Here is a 24,405-nt window from a genome sequence, read left to right on the forward strand (position 1 = left end):
AGCAGGTCGTCGAACAGGTGGGAGTCGACGATCGGCAGCTCGCCCCGAGTGGTCGGCAGGGGGAAATCCCCCGGGTGCCGCTGGTGGGACATCGGGCTCCTTACTCGGTGGGAACAGCGAGGACGTCACCCGGCACGAGGAAGCGGTTCTCGATCCGCCGGGAGGCGATGAGCCACCGGCGGACCTCCCCGTCCGGCCCGCCGACCCGGACGAAGCGGTCGAACACGTCGGCGACCAGCACCGGAACGGTCGTCGGGATGGGAGGCTCGCCGTCCTGCGCGTAGAGCACCAGGGCGGACACGGCCTCGACGCGATCGGTCTCGTGACGGAGTACGTGGAAGTTGGACATCAGGTGACGCGAGACCCGCCACACCGGACGAGGCCGCGCACCTGTCACGCTACGTCGCCGACGGCGGGGTCGCCGCGAGCGCGGCCGGCCCGATTCCCGAGGAACCCGCCCGGTCGGTGCGCGCCGCGAGCCTGTTCGTCCGCGGCGACGCCGCCCAGCTGACCGAACTGGTCGCCAGGGTCGATGACGGCCGGCTCCGGATCCACATCGCCGCCCGCCGCCCGGTGGCCGAGTCACGCGCGGTGCATGAGGACGCCGCCACCGGGCGGCTGCCCGGTAAGACGGTCCTGACCGCTCCCTGAGCGCCCGGCCGGGCCGCGCTCATGGATGAACGCCATTCGCCGAGACGCTCGGCTCGCGCCGTCCGGCGGTGCCGGGCTGGTCCCGGATGAGCGTGCGCAGCAGGTCCGCCACCAACGCGGCGGCCTCCGAGAGGGGCTGCACCTCGGGGGTGCACAGGGACATCGCGGTGTGGAGCTGGGAATCGGCGAAACGGTAGGCACGCACCTCATCGGGGGCGAAGTGGGCTCGGGTCGCCGTGAGCGGCAGGACGGTCACCCCGAGCCCGCTCACCACCGCGTCCCGTAGCACCATGCCCGGCTCGATCTCGGCGACGACCGAACAGTGCAGCCCCGCGGCGTGGAAAGCGGCGTCGGTGATCCGCCGCACGGTGTGCACCTCGCTCGGCAGGATGAAGCCCAGCCGGCTTGCCTCCTTGAGGGTGATGGTGTCGCCGCGGTTGGTGACGGACGGGAGCCTCGCGCTGGAGACCAGGCAGAAGTCCTCTTCCAGGACGTGTTCGAACACGACCCCCTTCACATACCCGGGATCGTAGATGAGCGCCATGTCCACCTGTCCGAGCAGCACGGCCTGGCTCATCACCACCGTCAGGTTCTGGATCAGCTGTAGCTGGATGTTCGGATACCGTTCCCGCACCGCCCGCAGCAGTGGTACGGCCAGGCCCGGCGCCATGCTGTACGAGGCGAGGCCGACGGTCACCAGGCCGGCCGGGGTGTCACCGCCCGCGCGCAGGTCGATGCGGGCGGCCTTCTCCAGCCGGAGAATGCCCTGTGCGTAGCGGTAGAGGGAGCGCCCGGACGCCGTGGCCACCACACCGCGGCCGGTGCGTTCGAGCAAACGCGTCTTGACGTCGTGCTCCAGTGCGGAGATGTGCTGGCTGAGCGCCGATTGCGTGATGTGCAGCGAGTCCGCGGCCCTGGTGATGTTGCCGACGTCGACCACTCTGACGAAGTAACCGAGCCTGCGGGTGTCCATCGCGCTCCTCCTCGGAGTTGTCGTCTCGGCCACCCAGTGCCGCTGCGCGCGGTGGCGTGGTCCTGACCGAGGCGGCACCGGCCGACGGAGCACGAGGCACGAGGTACGCAGGTGAACGTACCCCTCGTGGCCCGTCGGCGGAATAGGGGCGCGGGCGGGCCACCAGCCGGGGTCCCGGTCGTGGCAGCCCGCGCGCCGTTCACCCGGGCGGTGGCTCGCCGTCTCCGCCCGGCGAGAGAACCTCGTAAACGGCCGAATGGTCCTCGCCACCGAGTCCGCGGCCGAGCAGTTCCGCGAACACCTCTTTGGTGCGGCGCGACTGCGGCAGGCGGGCGCCCAGTTCGTCGGCGAGTGCGGCCGCGTACCGGAGGTCCTTGACCTGGTTGGCCGCACTGCCGCCGAGACCGTACTCCCGCTCGAGGATCTTGGCGGCTTTGGCTTCCAGCACGGCACTGGCGGCCAGGCCACCCCGGAGCACCCGGACCAGCTGTTCCCCTCGGAGCCCGGCCCTGCGGCCCAGGTCGATGGCTTCGGCCACGGACAGCAGGGTCGCCGCCACGATCACCTGGTTGCACAGCTTCGCCACCGTTCCCGCCCCGGGCGGGCCCATGTGTTCGACGGTCGCGGCGAAGGACCGCAGCACCGGCTCCACGTGGCGGTATGCCGTCGGAGTCGCGCCGACCATCAGGCTCAGGGTGCCCGCACGAGCCCCGGCGTCACCACCGCTCATCGGCGCGTCGACCACGGCGATACCGAAACCACCGAGCCGTTCCGCGAGCCGGCCGGCCTTCTGCCGGGAGGTGGTGCTGAGCACGACCACGTGTGTGGTGCCGTGGCCCGCCCATTCGCTGATGGCGGGGTCCGGGGCGATCTCGTCGAACTGATCGACGTCCGGCAGCGCGGACAGCACGATCTCCGCGCGGAGGTCCCCGGGACGCGCGACGGCCCGGTCACCGAACGCCTCCGCCTTCTCGCGGGTCCGGTTCCATACCTGGAGCGGGAAGCCCGCACGTGCGAGATGCCCGGCGACCGGCGCGCCCATCGGGCCGAGGCCGACAACTCCGACCGTGGGTCCGTTCACTCCTCGACGACCAGACCCTTGGCCTTCAGCTTCTCGGCGAGTCCGTGCACCTCGATCAGGGACCTGTCGCCACGGCGGTGCTGCTCCCGGATCTCCGCCTCATGGTCCTCTCGCTCCTGGCAGAGCCGGACGACCTCCTCGGCCTCCTGCGGGTCGACCACCACGATGCCGTCCGCGTCACCGCGCAGGATGTCGCCGGGCCGGACGATCTGCCCGCCGATGGGGATCGGCCGGTTCACCGTACCGAGGGTTTCCTTGACCGTCCCCTCGATGCAGACCGAGCCGGAGAAGACGGGGAAGCCCAGCTCTCGCAGGTCCGCGCTGTCGCGCACGCCGGAGTCGGTGACGAACGCGGCGAGGCCCTTGCTCTGGCACGCGGTGGCGAGCACATCGCCGAAGGAGCCGGCCTGCTCGAATTCCGAGCCCGCGACGATCACGACGTCACCGGGCCGGGCATACGAGATCGCGACCTGGACCATGATGTTGTCGCCCGCCTGGGCCTCGGCGGTGAAGGCCGGGCCGCAGAAGGACATGCCGGGGTCGACGGGCTTCAGCCGGTGCGCCAGCGCGCCCTTGCGCCCCTGCGCCTCATGGATGGTCGCGGCGGAGAACCGGCCGAGCGCGGCCACCACGTCCGCGGACGGGCGGTCGAAACTGGTGCGCACATGGATCATGAAAGGGTTCCTTTCGTTTCAGGACTCGGGGTCTGCGGATATGCGCAGCACCGTCTTCGACGACCGCGAGGGGTCCGCGGCGCGGGCGAAGGCCTCGGTGGCGGCGTCGACGGGGAAGGTGTGGCTGAGCACCGCGTCGAGGGAAGGGTCCCGGGTGAGGGTGGCGATCGCGGTGTCGAGTTCGATGTCGAAGCGCTGCGAGCCGTACAGCGCGAGTTCCTTGGCGATGACCGTCGACATGGTGACCTGGACCGGTTCGCGCGGCAGCATGCCGAGTTGGAGCACGGCGCCGCCGGGGCGTGCCGCCGTCAGCGCGGTGGCGAGTGAGGACACGGCACCCGCCGCCTCGACCACCACGTCGAACGAGGATTCCGGAACGCCGTCGTCTGGGGAGGGTTTCACGGTCGAGGCGGCGCCGACGGCGGCCGCGATCCGCAGCGGGAAGTCATGGAGGTCGGCGGCGGCGATCTCGCCGGCGCCCGCGTGCCGGAGCGCGGCGATCGCGAGGGCGCCGATCGGGCCCGCTCCGCTGACCAGCACGCGCGCACCTCGTACGCGCTCGCCCAGCTGCGCCACCCCGTGCAGGGCGACGGCCAGCGGTTCGGCGAGTACGGCTCGGCGCAGCGGCAGTTCGGCGGGGAGCGGGCGCAGTTGGCCGGGCAGCACCTCCAGCAGTTCGGCGAAGCCGCCCTGGGTGTGCGGCCGGGTCGAGGCGCTGCCGAGGTACGTACCACGGGGACGCAGATGCAGACCGGTGGCGGTGGTGGCACCGGGCGGTGCGCAGGGTGTCGCGGGGTGGATCGCGACGCGGGTGCCGACGGCGGGTGCGTCCGGGACGTCGGGGCCGGCCTGTGCGACGACGCCGACCACCTCGTGGCCGAGCACCAGTGGTTCGGTGACGGTGTACGGCCCGTTGCGGCCGTCCGCGGCGTAGTGCAGGTCCGATCCGCAGATGCCTCCGTACACGATGCGGACCGCGACCCGGTCCGGTGCTGTTCGCAGGCCGGGCAGTTCATCCACCCGCAGATCTCCCGGTCCGTGGACGACGACGGCTTTCACGGTGGCGGGCTCCTTTCGTTCGGTTCGGGTTCAGCGCCCGAGGTAGCCGCCGTCGACGGGCAGTACCGTCCCGTGGATGAACCGGGCGGCGTCGGACGCGAGGAAGAGCGCGGCTCCCGCGACGTCCTGCGCGGTGCCCCACCTTCCGGCGGGGATGCGTTCGAGGATCTGGCGGTTGCGGGTCTCATCGGCGACGAGCGCGGTGTTCATCTCGGTGTCGATGAACCCGGGTGCGATGGCGTTGACGCGGACGCCCTTCGCGGCCCACTCGTTCGCCACCGACTTCGTCAACTGCGCCACGGCCCCCTTGGACGCGGCGTACGCGGAGGCCGTGAAGCCGCCGGTGAAGGAGAGCATCGACGCCAGGTTGACGATCACTCCCGCGCCGCGTTCGAGCATCGGACGGCCGAACAGCTGGGTCAGCTCCACGACCGTCCGTACGTTGAGCTGCTGCACCCGGTCCCAGTCCGCTACGGGGAAGTCCTCGAAGGAGTGGCGCAGGTTCAGGCCCGCGTTGTTGACCAGGATGTCGACGCGGTGGTCCCGCAGCACCTCGGCCGCGGTGGCGCGGACCCGCGCGGGGTCGCCGAGGTCGGCGGCCACCGGTATGTACTTCCCGACGTGCTCGGTGGCCTCTCTGCGGTGGATCCCCACCACAGTCGCGCCGTTGCGCAGGTAGAGGTCGGCTATCGCGTGTCCGATGCCGGTGCTGGCTCCGGTGACCACGGCGGTCCTGCCGGTCAGGTCGGCGCTGAACGGAACGTCGTTGTCCAATGTGGTGTCCTCGTTGTGTGTCATGCGATGTGCGACCCGCCGTTGACGTCGTAGGTGACGCCCGTGAGATATCCGGCGTGCTCCCCCAGCAGGAAGGCGATGACCGCCGCCACGTCGCGTACGGTGCCGATCCGCCCCACGGGCAGCTCCTTGAGCAGCACCGCCTTGCGCTCGTCGGACAGGCGGCCGCCCATGATGTCGGTGTCGATGGAGCCCGGCGCCACGGAGTTGGCGGTGATGCCGTACGGACCCAGCTCCCGGGCGAGCGTGCGGGCGAAGCCCAGCAGCGCCGCTTTCGAGGCCGAGTACGCGGCGCGCCCGTACACCCCGCCACCGCGCTCGGCCGAGGCGGACGAGACGTTCACGATGCGGCCGAGCCGGTGCCCGGCCATGATCTGCGCCGCGGCGTGGGTGACGTGGAAGGTGCCGTTCAGATTGACGTCGATCACCCGGTGCCATTCGGCCTCCGAGACCTCCAGGAACGGCACGGGCGAACTCACCCCGGCGTTGTTGACGAGGCCGACGAGCTGCGGCAGCGCCCCGTGCACCCGGTCCACGGCTGCCTGGACCGCGCCCCGGTCGCGGATGTCCACGCCGATGCCCAGGCAGGGCACACCGTGCTCGTCCTGGAGACGGGTGGCGAGGTCCTGGCAGGCCGCCTCGTCCAGATCGAACACGGCGACCGACCAGCCCTCGGCCGCGAGCCAGGAGGCGGTGGCCCGGCCGATCCCTCGCTCGGAGGCGGCTCCGGTGACGATGGCGGTGCGTTCCGGTGGGAATGCGGCGGCGGGCGGAGGCGGAAGTGTCACGGTTCTCCCGTCGTGGGGTCAGCCGGTGCGGGGGAGGATGCGGCGGAGGTAGGCGGCGTTGGTGGCGCCCACGCTCAGGCCGTCACCGCCGTAGTGCTCGACCACGAACGCGCCGCCGAACCCGTGGGCGATCGCGTAGCGGACGGCGGCGCGGTAGTTCACGATGCCGAGTTCGAGGGATGCGGGGTGGGTGAGGACGGTGCCGGTGGCGGGGTCCTCCAGGCGCGCGTAGTTCTTGAGGTGCCAGTAGTTGGCGCGCGGCAGGGTCACCGAGACCAGGTACTCCCAGGTGTCGATGGGCCGTTGCTGCCGGATGAGGTTGCCGAGGTCGGGGTTGAGCCCGACGGCATCGTGTCCGATGTCGTCGAGGAAGCGGACCGCCCCGTCGGCGCTGCCCAGGTACGTGTCCTCGTACAGCTCCAGGGACAGTTCCACGCCGACATCTGCGGCGTGGTCGCCGAGTTCCCGGAACCGGCGTACGGCCAGGTCGCGCACCTCGGGATCGCCCGCTGCCACGTCCCCCGGCACCGTCCAGAACCACAGCGCGCGCTGCTGCTCCGGGGTCAGGGTGTCGTGGAGTCCGAGGCACACGATGTCCGCGCCGAGCGTGGCGGCCGCGTCGATGGTCCGGTGCGAGAAGGCGAGGTTGTGCTCCCCTCGCTCCGGATGGATGACGCTCTGCCGGACCACGCCCACCCCGGGCACCGCGAGTCCGGCGTCGTCCAGGACCTCGCCGAGCGCCGTCAGCCGGGCCCGGTCCAGGTCGCCGAGGGGTAGCCAGGCGGTGGACAGTTCCAGGTGGGTGAACCCCTCGTCGACGACGGGCTGGAGGAGGCGGCGCCACTCGTCGGGGTCCAGCATCTCCACCGGGGTGCCATCCGCCGCGTACGGCGCGAACTGGAGCATGGCGGCGGCGATCGGCCACTCCTCGGGCGTGTGGAGCGCGGGGAGTGGGGAGGGAACGACCAGGGACGGCCGCTCGGTGTGCACCGGGGGCACGGAAGACCTATCCAATGCGAAGACCTCCGTTGATGTTGTATGTCGCGCCGGTGATGTACCCGGCCTCTTCACCGATGAGGAATTCGATCAGCGCGGCGACGTCACGTGTGGTGCCGAGCCGTCCGACCGGCAGCTGCGCCAGGAACGCGGGCTTGCGGGCGTCGGTGATCCGGCCGCCCATGATGTCGGTGTCGATCGTGGCCGGTGCGACCACGTTGACCGTCACCCCGTACGAGGCCACTTCCAGCGCGAGCGCGCGGCTGAACGCCTCCATCGCGCCCTTGGACGCGGCGTAGGTGGACTTGCTGTACGTACCACCACCGTTCTGCATCGCCGTCGACCCGAGGCTCACCACCCGGCCGTAGCCGCGTTCCACCATGCCGGGCACGACGCGCTTGCTCACGACGAAGGTGCCGGTGGCGTTGATCCGCAGGACGCGTTCCCAGGTGGCCAGGTCCACGTCGAGGAAGGACACCGGTGAGCTGATGCCCGCGATGTTGGCCAGGGCGGTGATGGGCGGCAGTTCCGCCTCGAAGGTGGCGACGGCGGCGTCCACGGAGGCGGGGTCGGCGATGTCCGCGACCGCGCCGGCCGCCGCCACGCCGTGTTCGGCGCCCAGCGCGGCGGCCACCTTCTCGACCTCCGCATCGACGTCGAGCAGGGCGAGGCCCCAGCCCGCGGCGGCCAGCCGCTCCGCCAGCGAGCGGCCGATGCCGCGCTCCGAGGCCGCTCCGGTGATGACCGCCGTACCGTGGTGTCCAGGGTCGTCCGTCATGTCCTGCCCTTCTCGTCGTTGTCCTCGTTCCGGCGCGGCCAAGTTCCGTCCGGGAAAGGCCCGTTGACTGTCTCGGCGGGCCGCTCACCACGGCTCACCGCGATCAGTGACGCCATCACGCTCGCCGAGACGGCGGCGGTGTACTGATCCGTCCAGCAGAGGGAGTGCGGGGCGAGGATGACGTTGTCCAGCGCGATCAGCGGGCTGTCCGTCTTCAGCGGCTCCTCGGTGAACACGTCCAGGCCCGCGCCCGCCAGCCGCCCGTCCGACAGGCGCGTGGCCAGCGCCTTCTCGTCGACCACCACACCGCGCGAGACGTTGATCAGCCGCGCGGTCGGCCGCATGAGGGACAGCTCGCGCTCCCCGATGAGGTGTCGTGTGCGGGGGTTCGCGGCGACGGCGACGACCACGTAGTCACTCGCCGCCAACACCTCGTCCAGCGGGCGGAGTTCGATGCCGATCGTGGCCGCCTCGCGGCCCCGGTCGCTGCGGTTGTATCCCAGCACGCGCAGCCCCTGTGCGCGCACCCTGCGCGCGGTCTCCAGGCCGATTCCGCCCAGCCCGATGATGCCGACTGTCGCGCCGGTCAGCCCCGAGCCCCGCCACTTCTGTCGCTCCGCCCACCGCCCCTCGCGCACCAGCCGGTCCTTGATGACCAGGTTGTGCGACAGGGCGTACAGCAGCGCGATCACGGAGTCGGCCACCGGCCGCCGCACCGCCTCGGGGGTGTTGGTCACCAGCACACCGCGCCGGGCACAGGCATCGGTGTCCACGGCGTCGAAGCCGGCGCCGAACCGCGCCACGTGCCGCAGCCGTCCCGACACCGGTATCGACGCGGCCGAGACCCGCTCGGGTCCCAGCACGAGGACCGCGTCGGCCCCTTCGAGCTGGTCGGCCCGGAGCTCCTCGACCTCGTCGTCCAGGACTCGCCACGCAAGCCCGGCGTCGGTCAGCCGAGAGAGCTCGATATCGCCGAAAACGGTGCTCCCGTCCGGCTCGGCATAACCGCGTGTGACCAGGACCTGATAAACCACAATGGCCTCTCTCCGCATTCGATAACCGCTGTCGGAGCGTAGTTCCGCCAGGCCACACGGAGCGGTCGGAGCGGAAAACCGCATGGCGGCATCGCAATTTCCGATGATTTCCCCGCGTTATGCCGCGGCGACGCCCGAAAGGCCGTTGATCTCGCCGATATCCTCCGGTGTCAGCGTGATATCGACGGCCGACAGGTTCCGCTCCATCCGGTCGCGATGCGCGGACTTCACGGTCACGGCCACCTTGTGGTGCAGATTCCACGCCAGGACGACATCACGTGCCGAACGGCCGTGTCGCCGGGCGACATCGGCGAGCACCGGGTGGTCCAGATCGGTGCCGCGCAACGGGCTGTGCGCGCTGAGCACCACATCGCGTCGGCGCATCGCCTCGGCGAAGTCCGGATCGTGGTTCCCGGGCCCCCACCGCATCTGGTTGACGGCCGGGTACTCCCCCGTCGCCTCGTGCAGCGCGTCGATGAGCTCGACCGAGTAGTTGCTCACGCCAATGGCTCGTGCGAGGCCCTCGTCGCGAGCGCGGATGAACTCGCGCCAGCTGGCGACGCCCGGGTATCCGCCGGGCGGCCAGTGGATCAGCCACAGATCGACGTAGTCGCAGCCCAGCGCGGCCAGGCTCTCCTCAAGCGTCAGCCGTTCCCTGCCGACCTGGTCGGGCGGCATCTTGGTGGTCACGAACAGCTCGGACCGGGGCAGGCCCGTCGTCGCGAGGGCCGTTCCGACGGCGGCCTCGTTGCGGTAGCGCGTGGCGGTGTCGACGAGTCGGTAGCCGACCGAGAAGGCGGTCAGCACCGCCTCGGTGGCCTGGTCGCCGCGCAGCGGATGGGTGCCGAAGCCGAGCAGTGGCATGGTGCGGCCGCCCGCGTCGGCCGTGGGCACCCGGCCCGCTCCCGATGACAGGGATGTGTCCATGAACGTTCTCCTCATGCGGTCGTGGCCGGTCACCGGGTCAGTGGAGTTCGACGAGCCGCAGCGGCGTGCGCGCCTGCGGCTCCGCGCCCGAGTCGGTCAGTACGACGGTCTCCGCCAGCTCGACCGCGCCACGGCCCGGCACCGTGACCTCCGTCCGTATGCCGAGCACCATGCCGGGCTCGGCGGTCACCTCGCTGTCACGCGGCAGTGGCAGCGACGCCCCGCCGCCGCGCAGCGCGACGATCCGGCAGGCCGCGGCGTGCTCAGCCGCCTCGCGGCCGAACGCCTCGCAGCCGAACGCCTCGCGGTCGAACGCCTCGCAGCCGTCGCGGAGCGGAGCGCCCGGCCGCAGCGCCGCCAGCAGCGAAGCCGTCGCGGCGGCACACGCGGCGCCCGCGGCGCGCAGCGGGCCGTCGGGCTCGCCGAGTACGGCGGTCGCGGCGGCATATCCGGCGACCCCTTCCAGCAGCGGGTGCAGGACGAAGCGGACCGGTGTCCCGGCCGTCAGCCGGGCGGTGCCGGGGTCGTGACCGCGGACGGTCACCAGGTCCGAGCCGGCCGCCCGGCCGGTCGTGCCGTACGGTGCGTACGGTTCGTACCACCCCAGCAGGCCACCGGCGCGGCGGATCGAGCGGTCGACATTGCCCGACAGCTCCCGTACGTCCATGCCGACGTGCAGATGGTCCATGACCGCCGTATAGCCGACAGCGGCGAGGTCGGCGGCCGCGGCGACCGGGGGGAGCTCACTGGGCTCACTGCTCGCCAGTTCGGTGAAGACCAGGTCGGCGGCGGGTCGAAGCCGCACTCCCGCCTCGCTGACCTGTCCGAACACCTCCCACGGCAGATCGGCGTCCGCGCCGACCACACCGCCCGCCACGCCGCCCGCGCGCAGTACGGCCGTGATCGCGTCGCGGAGATCACCGGCCGCGCTCGTCACCGTGCCCTCGGTGGTGAGCAGGACGGCGGTCCCGTCGGCGAGGCCGGGCGCCCGTCCCAGCGCATACCGGCGCCCTCCGGGCGAGGTCAGGACCAGGGCCGCGAAGCCTGCCTTGTCCAGCTGTTCGCGGAGCCGGTCCAGCCCGGTTCCGGCCTGGCGGGTGACTGCTGTCGTCACGGGACCACCGTCCTTTCGGATGTGCGGGGGAGGGCCAGCGCTTGGTGAGGGTCAGCGCTTGAGTGGTTCGAAGGCCGTCTCGTGGATGCGCAGCGCGGCGACCCCGGCGACGGCGGAGGTGAGGACGAGGTAGATCGCCGGGATCCAGGTGCTGCCGGTCGCGGCGATGAGGGCCGCGACCAGCAGCGGAGCGGCGCCGCCGAAGACCGCGGTGCCGAGGTTGTAGCCGACGCCGTACGCCACGGTGCGTACACGGGTGGGGAACAGTTCGGCGAGCGTCACCTGCATCACGCCGTTGGTGCCGGCGAAACACAGGGACATGAGCACCGCGCCGACCGTCGCCGTGGCGAAGGACCCCCGCGTCAGCAGCCAGTAACACGGGAAGCCGATGACGACCATGGTGAACGCCGAGGTGCTGAGCATCCTCTTGCGGCCCACCCGGTCGGACAACCGTCCGGCGTAGAGCACGGCGAAGGTGCCGACGGCCAGCATGATGGCCGTGACGAGCAGGCCCTCCAGGGCCGAGAAGTGCATCTCGTCCTTCATGAACGACGGCATGTAGATGAACAGGATGAAGTAGCCGGAGCTGTTGAGCAGCGGCAGCACGATCGTCGTCCCCATCGCGCGGCGGGTCTCGCGGGAGGCGAGGGCTTCCCGGAGCGGACTGCCGGTCACCCGGCCCTCTTTTTCGGCTTCGGCGAACTCCGGCGACTCGTCGGCCATGCGCCGGATGGTCAGGCCCACCACGCCGAGCGGCAGGGCGAGGAGGAACGGCAGCCGCCAGCCCCACGTCTCCATGGACGAGGAGCTGAGCACCGCGGTGAGCAGGGCGGCGAACAGGGTGCCGAGCAGCATCGCGATGAACGTGGCGGCGTTGGCGTAGCTGACCACCCGCCCCCGGCGCCCCTCCCCGGCGTGTTCGGCGAGGAACGAGTTGCCGTTGCCGGGCTCGCCCCCCATCGAGAAGCCCTGGATGAAACGCAGCAGCACCAGGGCGATGGGTGCCCAGACGCCTGCCACGGCGTAGCTCGGCAGGAAGCCGACCAGAGCGGTGGACAGGCTCATCATGGTGATGAGCACCAGCAGGACCCGCTTGCGGCCTATCCGGTCGCCCCAGCTCCCGGCGACCGCGGCGCCCAGCGGGCGGAAGAAGAAGGGAATGGCGAAGGCGAGGAATGTCAGCAGGACACTCGTGGTGGGGGCGTCGCTGGGGAAGAACACGACCGCGAGAGTCCCGGCCACGAAGCCGTAGACCGCGTTGTCGTAGAGTTCGATGAAGACGCCGACGAGGCCACCGATGATCGATGCTCTCGTCGCCTTCGGTGCGTTGTCCGTGGAGACCCTCTGCACACGCGGCGGGGCTTGGGAAACCTTGTTCACGAGGACTACCTTTCTCAAGGATGACGCAGTCGTCACCGGAAGGCCGACGCCGACCGACCGCCGACTCGAAGAACTGTGGTCAGCCATTGTTTCCTCGGCATTGCTGGAATTTATACAGGGGCGCCGGACCCAGCTCCGTTTCCTCTTCCGCCATCAAGGAAACTTATCGCTGGCGGCGCAGCAGGGATACCGAATGGGCGAGTCCGGCGACGGCCTCTCGAATGGTGTCGGAGGACAATGCGAAGCTGGCCCGGAAATGGCCGGGGAAGCCGTAGGAGTCACCCGTGATCACCACCACCCCGGAGGTCTCCAGGATGTGTTCCGCGAGATCGGCGTCGGACACCAGCCTCACCCCCGACGGCGTCACGGCCCCCATGAGGGCGGAGGCGTCGGTCCATACGTAGAAGCCGCCCTGAGGGACGGTCGGGCGCAACCCGTCGATCTCGCCGAGCCCGGCCACGAGCAGGTCCCGGCGTTCGGTGTAGATCCGCACCGTGCGGTCGATGAACTCCCGGCCGCCGTCGAGCGCGGCGACCGCGGCCGCCTGGCTCACCGACGACGGGCAGGACGAACTCTGCGACTGGAGCGTGCCGATCGCCCCGCACAAGGACGCCGCCCCGGCGCCGTAGCCGATGCGCCAACCGGTCATGGCGTACGCCTTGGACACTCCGTTGACCAGGAAGATACGCTCCCGCAGGTCGGGAGCGACGGTGACCGCGCTGGGCACCGGCCGGGCACCGAAGTTGATCTCGTCGTAGATCTCGTCGCACAGCACCGAGACATGCGGATGGGCGCGGAGGACGTCCGCGAGCCCGCGCAGCTCCTCCTCGCCGTACACCGCGCCGGTCGGGTTGTTCGGCGTGTTCAGCACGACCCATTTCGTCCGGTCGGTGATGGCCTCGCGCAGCCTGCCCGGGGTGAGCTTGTACCCTTCCGCCGGCGTGGTACCGACGATCACGGGCCGCCCGCCGTTCACCGTGACCATGTCCGGATAGGACACCCAGTACGGTGCCGGCACGATCACCTCGTCGCCCTCGTCGAGGGTGGCCACGAACGCCAGGAAGATCAGCTGCTTGGCGCCGCCGCCCAGACACATCTCCTCGGTGCCGTAGGACTGCCCGGTCTTCCGTCGCAGCCGAGAGATGATCGCCTTCCGCAGGGCGGGCGTACCGTTCGCCGAGGTGTATTTCGTCTCACCCGCGCGAATGGCCGCGATCGCCGCGTCCTTCACATGGTCCGGCGTATCGAAATCGGGCTCGCCGATCGTGAGCGGAAGAACCACGCGGCCCGCCTCCTGAAAGGCGCGCACCCGGTCCGCGACCCGGGAACTCGGTGATTCCTTGACCCGCGACATCCGCTCGGCCAGCACGGGCACCTGTAGCGTTTCGAACAAAGTCATCCTCATTCTCCTCCGGCGGTGCGGTAAGAAGGTGTGTGGGAAGCGGATGCGAAGTGTCAGGACAGTGCCGCGAAAGCGGTTCGCGCGCGGAGCGCGATCCGGTCCAGAAGCCGCCGTCGCTCGAGGTAGGCGGCGGTGGCGGCGGCCGCGGTCGTCCGGCGGAAGCGGATCTCCTGGCCGGGCCTGAGCTGCGCCGCGACATCCTGGGCCCGTGAAGTGAGCACCGCGAGCACCGGGTATCCCGCGGTGATCCCACGGCCGCGCATCAGGACGAGCAGTTCGTCGCCCGCCGGGGCCTCGATGGCCCCGACCGGCACGCCGCGCGACAGCACCTCCCCGGGGGCCGATCGCCGCGGTACGTATCCGGCCACGCGAAGCCCGACGTGGTTGATGCGCGGAGTGACCGTGTACCGGGAGTCGAACAGCCGCTGGAGCCCGGAGCCGAACTCCGCGGCGTCGGGCCCGTCGATGACGTCCAGTACTCCGGGCACACGGCCGATGTCCCGGGGGATCCCGAAGTCGAAGACGGTGGCCCCGAAGCGCCGGTTCACCAGTGGCGGATGGGAGCGGAACAGAGAGAGGGATGTGCCGGAGGTGACGGAGGTGCCGAACTCGATCATCGAGTCCGGCGCACAACTGCCCATCAGCCGGGGCACATCGAACGACCCGTGTACGGCGACGTAGGCACGCAGACCCGCGTCGGAGACGCCGACCCGCACTGTCTCCCCCGCCCGCACCGACAGCGGTGTCCACGCCGGATGCGGCCGGCCGTCGACAGCGGGTTCGGACGGCGCTCCGGTGACGGCCATCAGGACGTCGTGGCTGGGGCGCAGGGTGAGGCCGAAACCGGTGGTCTCGATGAGCGGGTCCGTGGGCGCGTTGCCGACCAGGGCGTTCGCGGCACGCGCCGCGAACTGGTCGAGCGCGCCGTTGACCGCCAGTCCGCGCGAGGGGCCGCGGGTGCGGCCGAGATCGGTGACCACACCCGCCGTCGCGGACTCGACATACAGCTCGGGCCGGTCAGTCATCGTGGCGGTAACGCATCGGGGTGCCGAGAAGGCCGTCGTAGCCGGCCTGGTCGACGGGCAGGAACCGCACCCGGTCGCCGGGCCGGTACGGCACGACGACCTCGGCGTCGGTCCTCAGGATGTCCAGCGGGGTACGGCCGATCTGCCGCCAGCCGCTGGGCGCGGCGACGGGACCGATGACCAGCTGGCGGCCCGCGACGGAGATCGCGCCCGGCGGCACGCGCAGCCGGGGAGTGGCCAGCCGGGGAACGGGGACCGGGAAATCCGGTCCGTCCGTCATGGCCGACGCGGCGGGACCGCCCAGACACCGGATGAGATGCTCCTTCGCGCAGACGAGTTCGATGACCCTCGCCACCGGCTCACCGATCACGTCGGCCACCCATCCGAGGTCGGGGCCGGCGTCGCCGCCGAAGAGCACCGGTACGTCGATGACACCGGAGCGGACCGGCTCGTCCTGCTCGGGCAGGGTGTCCCAGATGCCGATGTGTGAGGTGATCGCCTCAGCCGTCGTGTGGTACGGGTCGAACTCCACGAGCACCGCGTCGTACGTCGGGACTGCGGACACCGTGGGCTGAATCGCGCCACGGTTCAGCCATCCCGCGAGCCGGTGCACCGCCTTCCACACGTCGTCGGTGTCGGTGCCGACCACGGTGACACGCAGCGCGGAGTCGCCGCAGGGCGAGACCTCGATCTTGGTTGCCATCCCGGTGCCCGTCACGCCGCCCGGACACCCAGCACCTCGTCCAGCGGCGCCAGCCGGACTCCGGCGGCCCGCAGTTCGTCACGGATGCGGGAGGCGAGTTCCAATGCCGCGGGGCCGTCGCCGTGCAACTGTACGCAGTCGGTCCGGACGGGTATGTCCGCCCCGTTCCGGCTGGTGATCAGCCCCTCGGTCACCATCCGGACGGTCCGGTGGGTGACCTCGTCCGGGTCGTGGAGTACGGCTTCCGGCTCCGACCGCGACACCAGCGTGCCATCGTCCTCGTAGGCCCGGTCGGCGATGCCCACCATGGCCATCCGCAGGCCGCGCTCGCGCGCCACGGCCGCCATCTCACCCTCCTGCATCAGGATCACCAGGGACGGGTCGAACGCCTCGACCGCGTCGGCGACGGCCTCGGCGTAATCCCGCCGGGTCACCACGAGGTTGCCGAGGCGCCCGTGCGGTGCCAGGTGGTTGACGCGGGTGCCGTGTGCGCGGGTGAACGCGGACAGCGCACCGAGCTGGTACAGGACGTCCGTGCGCACCTCGTTCGGGGTGAGGTCCATCGCCCGGCGCCCGAAACCCACCAGGTCGGGGAAGCTCGGATGGGCGCCGACGCCGACGCCGCGCTCCACACAGGCGCGTACGGTCGCGTCCATCACACGCGGATCCCCCGCGTGGAATCCGCATGCCACGTTCGCGGAGGTCAGCAGTTTCAGCAGTTCGGCGTCGTTGCCCATGGTGTAGGACCCGAAACTCTCTCCGAGATCGGCGACGAGATCGACGACAGGCACAGTGAGGCTCCTTTCCCGCCGGGACGGGACGGCGTCCGAACGACGTCCGGCGCTCGTGTGAACGGGTCCGGTATGGACCGTGTCCAGCTGAGACGCTAGATCCGGCACGGCCCGGGAAGAAGGGCACATCAGAAAGGCCCATGGCCGCATTGCGGATACCGATGGAACCGCGCACGGGGTCTTGACACCACCGGCGGGCGGGCGCGTTGGGCGTGTTTCAGCGGCCACGGGCAGCCACCGGGGACGTGAGGTGGCCGCCCCACTCGGCTCCGCCGGACGCGAGGCGGTGTGTACGGGTGATTGCGGGAATTTGACCGCCCGCGACGGCACATGACGCACCGCTACGTGTGCGTGTCGTGTTGATGTCAGCCCTTGCCGCCCGCACACGGCCCGGCGAATCCTCGACGGGCCGGAAGCGTGACCATGCGCTCCCCGCGAACCGCGCAAGGCCCACAACCCGCAGAGCGCGCACGCACCACAGCGCGCCACCGAACGAGGAGGACTCCCCTCGCGATGGCAGTGATGCGTACCACCAAGCGGCGGATCGCCGCGGGAATCGCCGCCGCGGCGGCCATCGGAGCAGCCACGGTGCTCCCCGCCCACGCCGCCCCGGCCGAAGGCACGGTCCTGAACGCCGGAGCGGTCCTGAACGCCGGAGCCGCGGAAGCGGTCCCGGGCAGCTACATCGTCACCCTGAAGAAGACGGCCGACTTCAAGGCGTCCTCCGCCCGGGGCAAGGACCTCATATCCGGATACGGCGGCCGGCGCACCGGACCTCCGCTGATCACACCCGCCGCCCGCCGGGCCCCACCCGGCGGGCGGCACTCCGCTGTCCGGCGATGCGAGGCTTCCACACGGATCGGCCGTGTCGCCACGGACGCGGCTCGCCACGGACGCGTGTCGCCACGGACGCGTGTCGCCACGCCGGTGCCGCCGCGGGAGGTGACGAAACGGACCAGACTGTCAACTGACCGATAACCACGGCCCACGCAGGGCCACTCTCAGGCGGAGCCATGACTCTTCACGAATCCCTGCTCGACGCTGTCGGCAACACCCCGCTGGTCAGACTCACGAGGATCGCCTCCGGGGTGCCCGCCCCCGTCTACGCCAAGGTGGAGTTCTTCAACCCCGCCGGCAGCGTCAAGGACCGGGCGGCGCTGGGCATGGTCCTGGCGGCGGAGAAGTCCGGGGCACTGGCGCCCGGAGGCGTCATCGTCGAGGGGACCTCGGGCAACACCGGGATGGCGCTGGCCATGATCGCCGCTCAGCGGGGCTACGGGTCGATCGTCGTCGTCCCGGACCGTACGAGCCCCGAGAAGATCAAGACGCTCAAGGCGTACGGCGCCGAGGTGGTCGTCACCACGGGGGCGCTCCCGCGTGAGCATCCGGAGCACGTTCGCAACGTCGCCGCGCGCCTGGCGGCGCGGACACCTGGCGCCTGGTACGCCAACCAGTACGACAACCCGGCCAATCCGGAGGCCCACCGGACCACGACCGGCCCGGAGATCTGGGCCGAGACCGGCGGCCGGGTCACCCACTTCGTCGTCGGCGTCGGCACGGGCGGGACGGTCACCGGGACCGGTGGCTTCCTCAAGGAGGCCAGCGGCGGCCAGGTCCGGGTGGTCGGCGCCGATCCGCTGACGTCCACGTACTCAGGCGGCGACGGAAGTCCGTACTACGTGGAGAGCATCGGCCACTACCTCCACCCGCAGACCGCGGAGGACGAGTACCCGGAGTCGTACGACCCGTCCGTGGTGGACCGGTTCGAGCGGATCGGAGACCGTGAGTCGATCACGATGGTGCGCAGACTGGCCCGCGAGGAGGGCATCCTCGCGGGCGGCTCGGCGGGCACCGCGGTGGCCGCGGCACTGCGGGTGGCCGCCACCCTCACCCCGGACGACCTGGTGGTTGTCCTGCTCCCGGACTCGGGCCGGGGATATCTGTCGAAGTACTTCGACGACGGCTGGCTGCGGCGCTTCGGCTTCCTGGAGGACCTCTCGGGGACACCGACGGTCGCCGACGTCCTGGGCGACCGCCCGGCTTCCCTCACCGCCCTTCCGTCCACGGCCGCGGTGGCCGACGCGCTCACCGCCGCCGGAGCGCTCGTCCCGGTGCGTCTCCCCCGCTCCGGCGGCAACGCGACGACCGATGTGTCCGAGGTCATCGGCGCCGTCCGGCCCGATGCGCTCCGCGCCCTGGTGGCCGGGGATCCCTCAGCGTCCGCCGCCCCGCTCCGCGACCATCTCCTCCCCTCGCCCCCGGCCGTGGGCATCGGCGAACCCGTCGACGAGGCCGCCGCCCGGTTCACCCCGGGCACCGGCACCGCCTGGGTCCTCATCGACGGCCGCGTGTCCGGCACCATCACCCACGACGCCCTGCGGCAGGCCACCGGCCACATCCCCCCTGCCCGCGACGCGGGACCGGCGGGCCAGGCGATCTGAGGACACATGGTCAGGCGCGTCGGACGCGGCGGATGAGCAGGTACATCTCGCAACCGAGACCGTAGCCGAAGGCCGCGTTGAGCAAGGCCGCGGCGAGGGCGAGCGCCGCGGCCAGGCCCAGCCAGTGGACGCCGGTGAGGTAGCCGACGGTGCCGACCAGGCTGAAGCCGAGGCCGACGCCCTGGGCGAAGCGGGGCGGCCGGGCGTCCTCCGGCTCACTGGGCGGAGAAGGCCTGGGCCGAACGGCCACTTGGTACAGCCAGGCGTACGGGGAGTACCGCAACCCGGCGAACGCACCGAGCGGCTCGTCCGCGTGTCCAGCGCGCAGTGTTGATCCTTCAACCCGCTCCGCTGCGCCGCCCCGACGTACGGACACGAGCCAACACCTCGGTCGCGTTCCACCGCGTTCGCCTTGACCCGCGAGGGCCTTCACCTGCCCCGCTTCCTGGAGCAGCACGTCCCCGCTCGCCGGATCGGTGACCAGCTGCTTCCCCTGCTGCGTGATTGTCACTGTGCACGGCGAGGGTGATGGCCGGAAACGTCATGACGCGGCCCGTTCCTGGTGCACCTCGGAGCCGGGGTGGGCCAGGCCGAGGTGGTCGCGCAGGGTCGTGCCCTCGTACTCGGTGCGGAACACACCGCGCTCCTGCAGCAGCGGGACAACGGTGTCCGCGAAGACGTCCAGCCCGCCGGGGGTGATGTGCGGTACGAGGATGAAGCCATCGCTGGCATCGGCCTGCACGAAGGAGTTGATGGTCTCGGCGACCGTGGCCGGGGAGCCGATGAACGACTGGCGGTTGCCGGTCTCGATGACCAGGTCACGGATGGACCACTTGTTCGCCGCCGCCAGCTCCCGCCACTCCCGGGCGACGGCCAGCGGATCGCGGTACATCCGCACCTGGGCGCGGCCGCGGGCGACGGTGTGCTCACCGGGGTCGGGGTCGATGTCGGGCAGCGGGCCGTCCGGATCGTACGAGGACAGGTCGCGGTTCCAGACGAACTCCAGGTGTTTGATCGCCGTGGCGCCGCTGACCTGTTGGCGGCGTACGTCGTGCGCCAGCTCCCGCGCCTCGGCGTCGGTGTCGCCGAGGACGAAGGTGGCGGCGGGCAGGATCAGCAGCTGGTCGTGGGTGCGGCCATGGCGTGCGAGGCGGCCCTTGACGTCCGTGTAGAACGCCTGACCCTCCTTGAAGGTGCTGTACCGGCTGAAGATGGCGTCGGCCCCGGCCGCGGCGAACTCCCTGCCCTCCTCGGAGTCACCGGCCTGGAAGATCACCGGGCGGCCCTGCGGGCTGCGCGGGACGTTGAACTGCCCGGCGATGTCGAAGTGCTGTCCCTGATGGGCGAAGGCTCCGGCCCGCGGGTCGCTGAGGAAGGTGCCCGAGGTCTGGTCGGCGACGATCTCGTCGCCCCGCCAGGAGTCGAACAGCTCGGTGGCGGTGGCCAGGAACTCCTTGGCCCGGGAATACCGTTCGTCCTGCGGGAGGAAGCCGCCGCGGCGGAAGTTCTCCCCGGTGAAGGCGTCCCACGAGGTGACGACGTTCCACGCGGCGCGCCCGCCCGACAGGTGGTCAAGGCTGGCGAACTGGCGGGCCACCTCGTAGGGCTCGTTGAAGGTGGAGTTGATGGTGCCGGTCAGGCCGAGGCGGTCGGTGACGGCGGCGAGCGCGGACAGGACGGTGAAGGTGTCCGGCCGCCCCACCACATCCAAGTCGTAGATTTTCCCGCCCTGTTCGCGCAGCCGCAGCCCTTCGGCGAGGAACAGGAAGTCGAACTTGGCGCGCTCGGCGGTGCGTGCGAAGTGGGCGAACGAGCTGAACTCGATATGGCTGCCCGCCTTCGGATCGCTCCACACCGTGGTGTTGTTGACGCCGGGGAAGTGGGCCGCCAGGTGGATCTGCTTGAGCGGTGTGCTCATGGTCGGTGGTCCCTCCGGCTCAGACGGTGGCGTAGCGGTTGGCGGGGCGGGCGAGGCCCAGCAGCCCGCGCAGGGTGTCGGCCTCGTAGGACCGGCGGAAGGCGCCGCGGCGCTGGAGTTCGGGCACCAGGCCGCGGGTGATCGCCTCCAGGTCGTGGCCGATCACACCGGGGCGCAGCCGGAAGCCCGACAGTCCGGTCCGCTGCCAGGTCAGAAGCAGATCCGCGAGCTGTGCGGGGGTACCGGTGAACACCTTGGCGTCGCTGGTGTACGGGTGGCCCGCGAGGGCGTCCAGGCGCTCCAGCCGGGCGGCCGCGGCGCCCGGTTCGTCGTCGAGGAACACCACCAGGTCGCCGAAGATGTGTACGGGCTCCGCCGCGCGGCCCGCCGCGGCCTGCGCGGCGCGGATCTCGGCGACGACGGCGCGGGCCTGGTCCGTGTCGTGCGGGGTGATGTAGCCGATGTCGGTGGAGGTTGCCACCAGTCGGTAGGGCACGCTCTGATGGGCCAAGGCGCTGACGACCGGCTGTCCCTGGGGCGGCCTGGGAGTGATCGAGGGGCCCTTGACGCTGAAGTGCCTGCCCTCGAAGTCGATGTAGTGCAGCTTGTCGCGGTCGATGAAGCGTCCGGTGGCGACGTCCCGGATCTCGGCGTCGTCCTCCCAGCTGTCCCAGAGACGGCGTACCACCTCGATGTAGTCGGCCGCCTCCTCGAAGAGCTCGGCGGTCAGCTCCCGGACCACCGGGGTGTCCAGATCCTCGGGACCGAAGCGCGGAAGGGTACGGCGGCCGAAGTGTTCCGCCTCGTGGCGCCGCCTGGACACCCGGATCCGCAGTCCCGCGCGGCCGGTGCTGACGTAGTCCAGGGTGGCGATCGCCTTGGAGATGTGAAACGGCTCGGTGTGGGTGGCGACGACGGTCGGCACCAGCCCGATGTGCCGGGTCAGCGGTGCGACCCGGGAGGCGATGAGCACCGCGTCCAGCCGCCCGCGCACCTGGTCGGTGCGGCCGTCGGGCTCGGTGCGGTGCGAGGACTGGAGCGAGAGCCCGTCCTCGAAGGTCACGAAGTCGAGCAGCCCGCGCTCGGCCTCGGTGACGACATCGGTCCAGTACGCGGCGTCGAACAGTTCCCTGGGCCGGGCGTGCGGCTCGCGCCACGCGGCCGGATGCCAGCCCGCCCCGTCGAGAGCGACGGCGAGGTGCAAGGGGGTGGATGAGGACTCGGACACGAAGGGTGCCTCCCTGGTCGGCCATGGGTGATCACCGCCCCTCATCGGGAGGGCGCGGTGTCCTCGAGGTGATCAGGTCAGCGGCGACAGAGCGCGCCGGCGACGCGCAGCAGGTCGATGTGGTGCCGGGAGTACAGGCGGACACCCTCACGGAGGGCCGGAGCCGGCGCGGGCGGACAGGCCATCGGCCGCGACACCATCGCCTCCCGTTCCCGTTCCCGGCGGGCCTTCGGCCCTGGCTGATTTCTCGGAACGCTACGTGAGGCCGGTGACCTCACGCAATCGTCAACTCGGACGGGGCTGCGGCATATTCCCCGACGCCCATGGGTAACCCGACGAAAGTGTGGGCGACCTCGCTGACGCGCGGTACCCCGATGACGGGATCGGTGGAGATGTTCCGGACTGACGACACGCGGGCATGGGCCCGTCGGCATCCGCGCCCGACGCACCCGCTCCGTCCTCGCTCCCTGACCAGGCGGCTGCACATCGACCTGCTGCGGATCTCCAGCTCCTACAGCCCAGCAGCCCCGCAGACCCTCTGATCGCGACCGTTCGGAGGGCGCGGCCATCGCCTCAGGGGCTCGGGGCGCGTTAAGCCACCGGCCCATCCACCGTCCAGCCCCGGGCCTCGAGCGACCCGGGCCCCCGCCACGCGCCTGGAGAGTCATGCCCGAGACGAACGCACTCCGTTCAGGTCACGAAACGTCCTTCGTCCCACCCGCATCGCCCCACCGCATCCGCAGCCGCATCGGGACCGACCTCGCCGGCGGTTTCTATCCGGCACCGCACCGGTACGAGGTGTATCTGTCACCGGGGTGCCCGAATTCGCTGCGCGTCACGATCACCCTCGCCCTGCTGCGGCTCAGCGACTCCATCGCCACCACACTCATCGCTTCCCCGGGGGCCACGTCCGACGCGACCGCGTCCCTGCGCAGGGCCTACGAGGCCACCTGGCACCACTACGACGGACCGCTGACCGTGCCCGCGCTGTGCGACCGGTGGAGCGGGCGTGTGGTCAGCAACCACACGCCCGACATCCTCCGCGATCTCGCCGTGCGCCTGGCCGACCCGGGCGAACCGAGTCGGCCCCGTCTGCGTCCGGCGGCGCTCGCCGCCGACATCGACGCCGTCCACGCTTTCCTGGCGGACCTCCCCGCCGCGCTGGCGCCTCTCGACGCCGCGCTGGCGCCTCTCGACGCCCGGTTGGCCTCCGGGCCTTTCGTCCTGGGAGGCGAGCTGACCGCGGCGGATGTGGACCTGTGGGTGGCACTCGTGTACCTCGACGACCGCGACGCCGACGCGGCGCCCCTCGCCGCCCGGTATCCGCGCCTCGCCGGCTATGTGCGCCGACTGCGCTCCCATCCCGCCTTCCACCGTGGCCTCGCTCTGGCCGCCGGGCAGGGGGGACGGTGACCGGGCCCTGGGGGCGGCCACGGCACCATGAACCATGCTGATCATCATGTGCGGGCTGCCCGCCACGGGGAAGACCACTCTGGCAAAGGCACTCGCCCGGCAGACCGGCGCGGTTCATCTGCGGGTCGACACCATCGAGCAGGCGGTCGTACGGTCGGGGCTGGGGCAGCACCCCGTCGGCCCGGTCGGCTACGTCGTCGGATACGCCCTCGCCGAGGAACATCTGCGACAGGGCCTGACCGTGATCGCCGAATCCGTGAGCCCCCTCGCCCTCACCCGCGATGCGTGGCGCGAGGTGGCCGTCCGCGTCGGTGTCCCCGCGGCCGAGGTCGAGATCGTCTGCTCGGATCCCGCCGAGCACAAGAGGCGGGCGTCCCAGCGCACCGTGGACATCCCCGGCCTGCCCCTGCCCACCTGGACGGACATCACCGACCGCGGGTATGAACCATGGCATCGGGACCGCCACGTGATCGACACCGCCGGACGCGACATCACCGACTGCCTCACCGACATCCGCCACGCCATCGGCCTCCCGCCCCAGGGTCCCCCGCGCGCATGAACCGACAGGTGGCGTCCCGCACCTGACTGACACGGGCGGGGCTACGGGTGGGTCTTCTTCGGTGTCCCCTGTGTCCCCGCGCGGGGTGTGGCGTCGTGGGCCGGCTGAAGGGGGCCGGGTACGCCGGTGTCCGTTCGGCCGCCGCGCAGGGCGGATACCGCCAGCGCGACGGCGAAGCGGTGGGTGACGGTGTTCAGATACGCCGGACCACGGTGTTCGGAGTAGCCGGGCGGCCAGTCGTAGCGGGGGTTCTTGGCGGGGCGTACGGACTGGCCACGGGTGTAGCGGTCGATGGTGAACGGGCCGGTGCCGACGAGCGACCGGCTCGCGTCGCACAGTGTGTCGCCCTTCTTCAGCGAGGCGGGCGAGAGGAAGCCCAGCTTGACGCTGGAGAACGACTCCAGGAGCGAGGAGTCGGGCTTCTTCAGCTCGATCGTCAGGACGGCGCGAGCCGCCGGGGGTCACGCATGGCTCCCCCGCTCCGGACCGCCGGTGGCGGGCAGCCGTTTGGCGAAGCAGACGCTGTACGGGTCGCGGGAGTAGGGCGGATAGGGCGGGATGCGGTACCAGCCCTCGCGTACGTAGAGGGCGGCGGCCTCCGGCTGCCGGACGCCCGTCTGCAACATCAGCTCCGCCACGCCCCGTTCGGCCGCGGCCGCCTCGACGGCGGCCAGC

At 71.2% G+C, this 24,405-nt stretch carries 25 protein-coding genes and 2 pseudogenes; 5 read left to right on the top strand and 22 right to left on the bottom strand.

Annotated features, from left to right (window positions below):
- Positions 1-100: 100 nt before the first annotated feature.
- On the bottom strand, positions 101-349 hold the full coding sequence (locus GWI24_RS15915) for a hypothetical protein (protein ID WP_210946610.1): 249 nt from the start codon (positions 347-349) through the stop codon (positions 101-103).
- A 41-nt stretch (positions 350-390) separates the two neighbouring features.
- On the opposite strand from GWI24_RS15915, the gene GWI24_RS15920 reads away from it, so the two are divergent.
- Entirely contained in the window at positions 391-651 is a 261-nt protein-coding gene (locus GWI24_RS15920; protein WP_247616426.1) for a zinc-binding dehydrogenase, read from the top strand.
- 19 nt (positions 652-670) lie between these two features.
- Here the strand turns inward: GWI24_RS15920 and GWI24_RS15925 are convergent, their stop codons facing one another.
- From GWI24_RS15925 to GWI24_RS16000, 16 genes are all read right to left on the bottom strand, one after another.
- A complete protein-coding gene (locus GWI24_RS15925) occupies positions 671-1,624 on the bottom strand; it encodes a LysR substrate-binding domain-containing protein (protein WP_210946611.1) in 954 nt (317 codons plus the stop codon).
- Positions 1,625-1,823: 199 nt separating this feature from the next.
- The gene (locus GWI24_RS46550; RefSeq protein ID WP_210946612.1) at positions 1,824-2,705 is read right to left on the bottom strand and encodes an NAD(P)-dependent oxidoreductase; all 882 of its coding nucleotides are present in this window, start codon (positions 2,703-2,705) and stop codon (positions 1,824-1,826) included.
- A complete protein-coding gene (locus GWI24_RS15935) occupies positions 2,702-3,379 on the bottom strand; it encodes a 4-carboxy-4-hydroxy-2-oxoadipate aldolase/oxaloacetate decarboxylase (RefSeq protein ID WP_210946613.1) in 678 nt (225 codons plus the stop codon). Before GWI24_RS15935 ends, GWI24_RS46550 begins: the two co-directional genes overlap by 4 nt.
- Before the next feature lie 18 nt (positions 3,380-3,397).
- A complete protein-coding gene (locus tag GWI24_RS15940) occupies positions 3,398-4,438 on the bottom strand; it encodes an L-idonate 5-dehydrogenase (protein ID WP_210946614.1) in 1,041 nt (346 codons plus the stop codon).
- Positions 4,439-4,468: 30 nt separating this feature from the next.
- A complete protein-coding gene (locus tag GWI24_RS15945; protein WP_210946615.1) occupies positions 4,469-5,236 on the bottom strand; it encodes an SDR family NAD(P)-dependent oxidoreductase in 768 nt (255 codons plus the stop codon).
- Entirely contained in the window at positions 5,233-6,021 is a 789-nt protein-coding gene (locus GWI24_RS15950) for an SDR family NAD(P)-dependent oxidoreductase (RefSeq protein ID WP_210946616.1), read from the bottom strand. Before GWI24_RS15950 ends, GWI24_RS15945 begins: the two co-directional genes overlap by 4 nt.
- A gap of 18 nt (positions 6,022-6,039) precedes the next feature.
- Positions 6,040-7,011 carry a sugar phosphate isomerase/epimerase gene (locus tag GWI24_RS15955; protein ID WP_210946617.1) on the bottom strand — a complete coding sequence of 324 codons (972 nt, stop codon included), beginning with the start codon at positions 7,009-7,011 and terminating at the stop codon, positions 6,040-6,042.
- 16 nt (positions 7,012-7,027) lie between these two features.
- Positions 7,028-7,795, bottom strand: coding sequence for an SDR family NAD(P)-dependent oxidoreductase (locus GWI24_RS15960; RefSeq protein ID WP_210946618.1), 768 nt, complete (start codon positions 7,793-7,795; stop codon positions 7,028-7,030).
- On the bottom strand, positions 7,792-8,829 hold the full coding sequence (locus GWI24_RS15965; protein ID WP_210946619.1) for a D-isomer specific 2-hydroxyacid dehydrogenase family protein: 1,038 nt from the start codon (positions 8,827-8,829) through the stop codon (positions 7,792-7,794). The genes GWI24_RS15960 and GWI24_RS15965 overlap by 4 nt, the downstream gene beginning before the upstream one ends.
- Before the next feature lie 117 nt (positions 8,830-8,946).
- The gene (locus GWI24_RS15970; protein WP_210946620.1) at positions 8,947-9,756 is read right to left on the bottom strand and encodes an aldo/keto reductase; all 810 of its coding nucleotides are present in this window, start codon (positions 9,754-9,756) and stop codon (positions 8,947-8,949) included.
- 37 nt (positions 9,757-9,793) lie between these two features.
- On the bottom strand, positions 9,794-10,870 hold the full coding sequence (locus GWI24_RS45270) for a M24 family metallopeptidase (RefSeq protein WP_210946621.1): 1,077 nt from the start codon (positions 10,868-10,870) through the stop codon (positions 9,794-9,796).
- A 51-nt stretch (positions 10,871-10,921) separates the two neighbouring features.
- Positions 10,922-12,250: an MFS transporter gene (locus GWI24_RS15980; protein ID WP_210946622.1), complete on the bottom strand. Its 1,329-nt coding sequence runs from the start codon at positions 12,248-12,250 to the stop codon at positions 10,922-10,924.
- Between the two features lie 163 nt (positions 12,251-12,413).
- The gene (locus GWI24_RS15985) at positions 12,414-13,649 is read right to left on the bottom strand and encodes an aminotransferase class I/II-fold pyridoxal phosphate-dependent enzyme (protein ID WP_210946623.1); all 1,236 of its coding nucleotides are present in this window, start codon (positions 13,647-13,649) and stop codon (positions 12,414-12,416) included.
- A 56-nt stretch (positions 13,650-13,705) separates the two neighbouring features.
- Positions 13,706-14,677, bottom strand: coding sequence for a biotin-dependent carboxyltransferase family protein (locus GWI24_RS15990; RefSeq protein ID WP_210946624.1), 972 nt, complete (start codon positions 14,675-14,677; stop codon positions 13,706-13,708).
- Positions 14,670-15,380 carry an allophanate hydrolase subunit 1 gene (locus tag GWI24_RS15995; RefSeq protein ID WP_210946625.1) on the bottom strand — a complete coding sequence of 237 codons (711 nt, stop codon included), beginning with the start codon at positions 15,378-15,380 and terminating at the stop codon, positions 14,670-14,672. Before GWI24_RS15995 ends, GWI24_RS15990 begins: the two co-directional genes overlap by 8 nt.
- Before the next feature lie 11 nt (positions 15,381-15,391).
- On the bottom strand, positions 15,392-16,171 hold the full coding sequence (locus tag GWI24_RS16000) for a LamB/YcsF family protein (protein ID WP_210946626.1): 780 nt from the start codon (positions 16,169-16,171) through the stop codon (positions 15,392-15,394).
- A gap of 513 nt (positions 16,172-16,684) precedes the next feature.
- Here GWI24_RS16000 and GWI24_RS45275 point away from each other — a divergent pair.
- Together GWI24_RS45275 and GWI24_RS16010 are read left to right on the top strand one after the other, a co-directional pair.
- Positions 16,685-16,936 (top strand): annotated as a pseudogene (locus tag GWI24_RS45275) (S8 family peptidase); the annotation flags it as partial.
- Positions 16,937-17,184: 248 nt separating this feature from the next.
- A complete protein-coding gene (locus tag GWI24_RS16010) occupies positions 17,185-18,612 on the top strand; it encodes a PLP-dependent cysteine synthase family protein (protein WP_210946628.1) in 1,428 nt (475 codons plus the stop codon).
- 10 nt (positions 18,613-18,622) lie between these two features.
- Here the strand turns inward: GWI24_RS16010 and GWI24_RS16015 are convergent, their stop codons facing one another.
- The 3 genes from GWI24_RS16015 to GWI24_RS16025 all read right to left on the bottom strand — a co-directional run bounded on the left by GWI24_RS16015 (position 18,623) and on the right by GWI24_RS16025 (position 21,803).
- Positions 18,623-18,940 carry a DUF4395 domain-containing protein gene (locus tag GWI24_RS16015; protein ID WP_247616432.1) on the bottom strand — a complete coding sequence of 106 codons (318 nt, stop codon included), beginning with the start codon at positions 18,938-18,940 and terminating at the stop codon, positions 18,623-18,625.
- Positions 18,941-19,153: 213 nt separating this feature from the next.
- The gene (locus tag GWI24_RS16020; protein WP_210946630.1) at positions 19,154-20,530 is read right to left on the bottom strand and encodes an NtaA/DmoA family FMN-dependent monooxygenase; all 1,377 of its coding nucleotides are present in this window, start codon (positions 20,528-20,530) and stop codon (positions 19,154-19,156) included.
- A gap of 19 nt (positions 20,531-20,549) precedes the next feature.
- Positions 20,550-21,803 carry an LLM class flavin-dependent oxidoreductase gene (locus tag GWI24_RS16025; RefSeq protein ID WP_374103305.1) on the bottom strand — a complete coding sequence of 418 codons (1,254 nt, stop codon included), beginning with the start codon at positions 21,801-21,803 and terminating at the stop codon, positions 20,550-20,552.
- 621 nt (positions 21,804-22,424) lie between these two features.
- Here GWI24_RS16025 and GWI24_RS16030 point away from each other — a divergent pair.
- Both GWI24_RS16030 and GWI24_RS16035 read left to right on the top strand, forming a co-directional pair.
- Entirely contained in the window at positions 22,425-23,171 is a 747-nt protein-coding gene (locus tag GWI24_RS16030) for a glutathione S-transferase C-terminal domain-containing protein (protein WP_210946632.1), read from the top strand.
- A 34-nt stretch (positions 23,172-23,205) separates the two neighbouring features.
- A complete protein-coding gene (locus tag GWI24_RS16035; protein WP_210946633.1) occupies positions 23,206-23,730 on the top strand; it encodes an AAA family ATPase in 525 nt (174 codons plus the stop codon).
- 41 nt (positions 23,731-23,771) lie between these two features.
- Here the strand turns inward: GWI24_RS16035 and GWI24_RS16040 are convergent, their stop codons facing one another.
- Positions 23,772-24,170, bottom strand: a complete 399-nt coding sequence (locus GWI24_RS16040) for an ABC transporter substrate-binding protein (RefSeq protein WP_210946634.1) — start codon at positions 24,168-24,170, stop codon at positions 23,772-23,774.
- A 21-nt stretch (positions 24,171-24,191) separates the two neighbouring features.
- Positions 24,192-24,405 (bottom strand): annotated as a pseudogene (locus tag GWI24_RS16045) (GNAT family N-acetyltransferase); the annotation flags it as partial.

The sequence above is a fragment of the Streptomyces sp. MK37H genome (assembly GCF_018035285.1).
Lineage (GTDB): Bacteria > Actinomycetota > Actinomycetes > Streptomycetales > Streptomycetaceae > Streptomyces > Streptomyces endocoffeicus.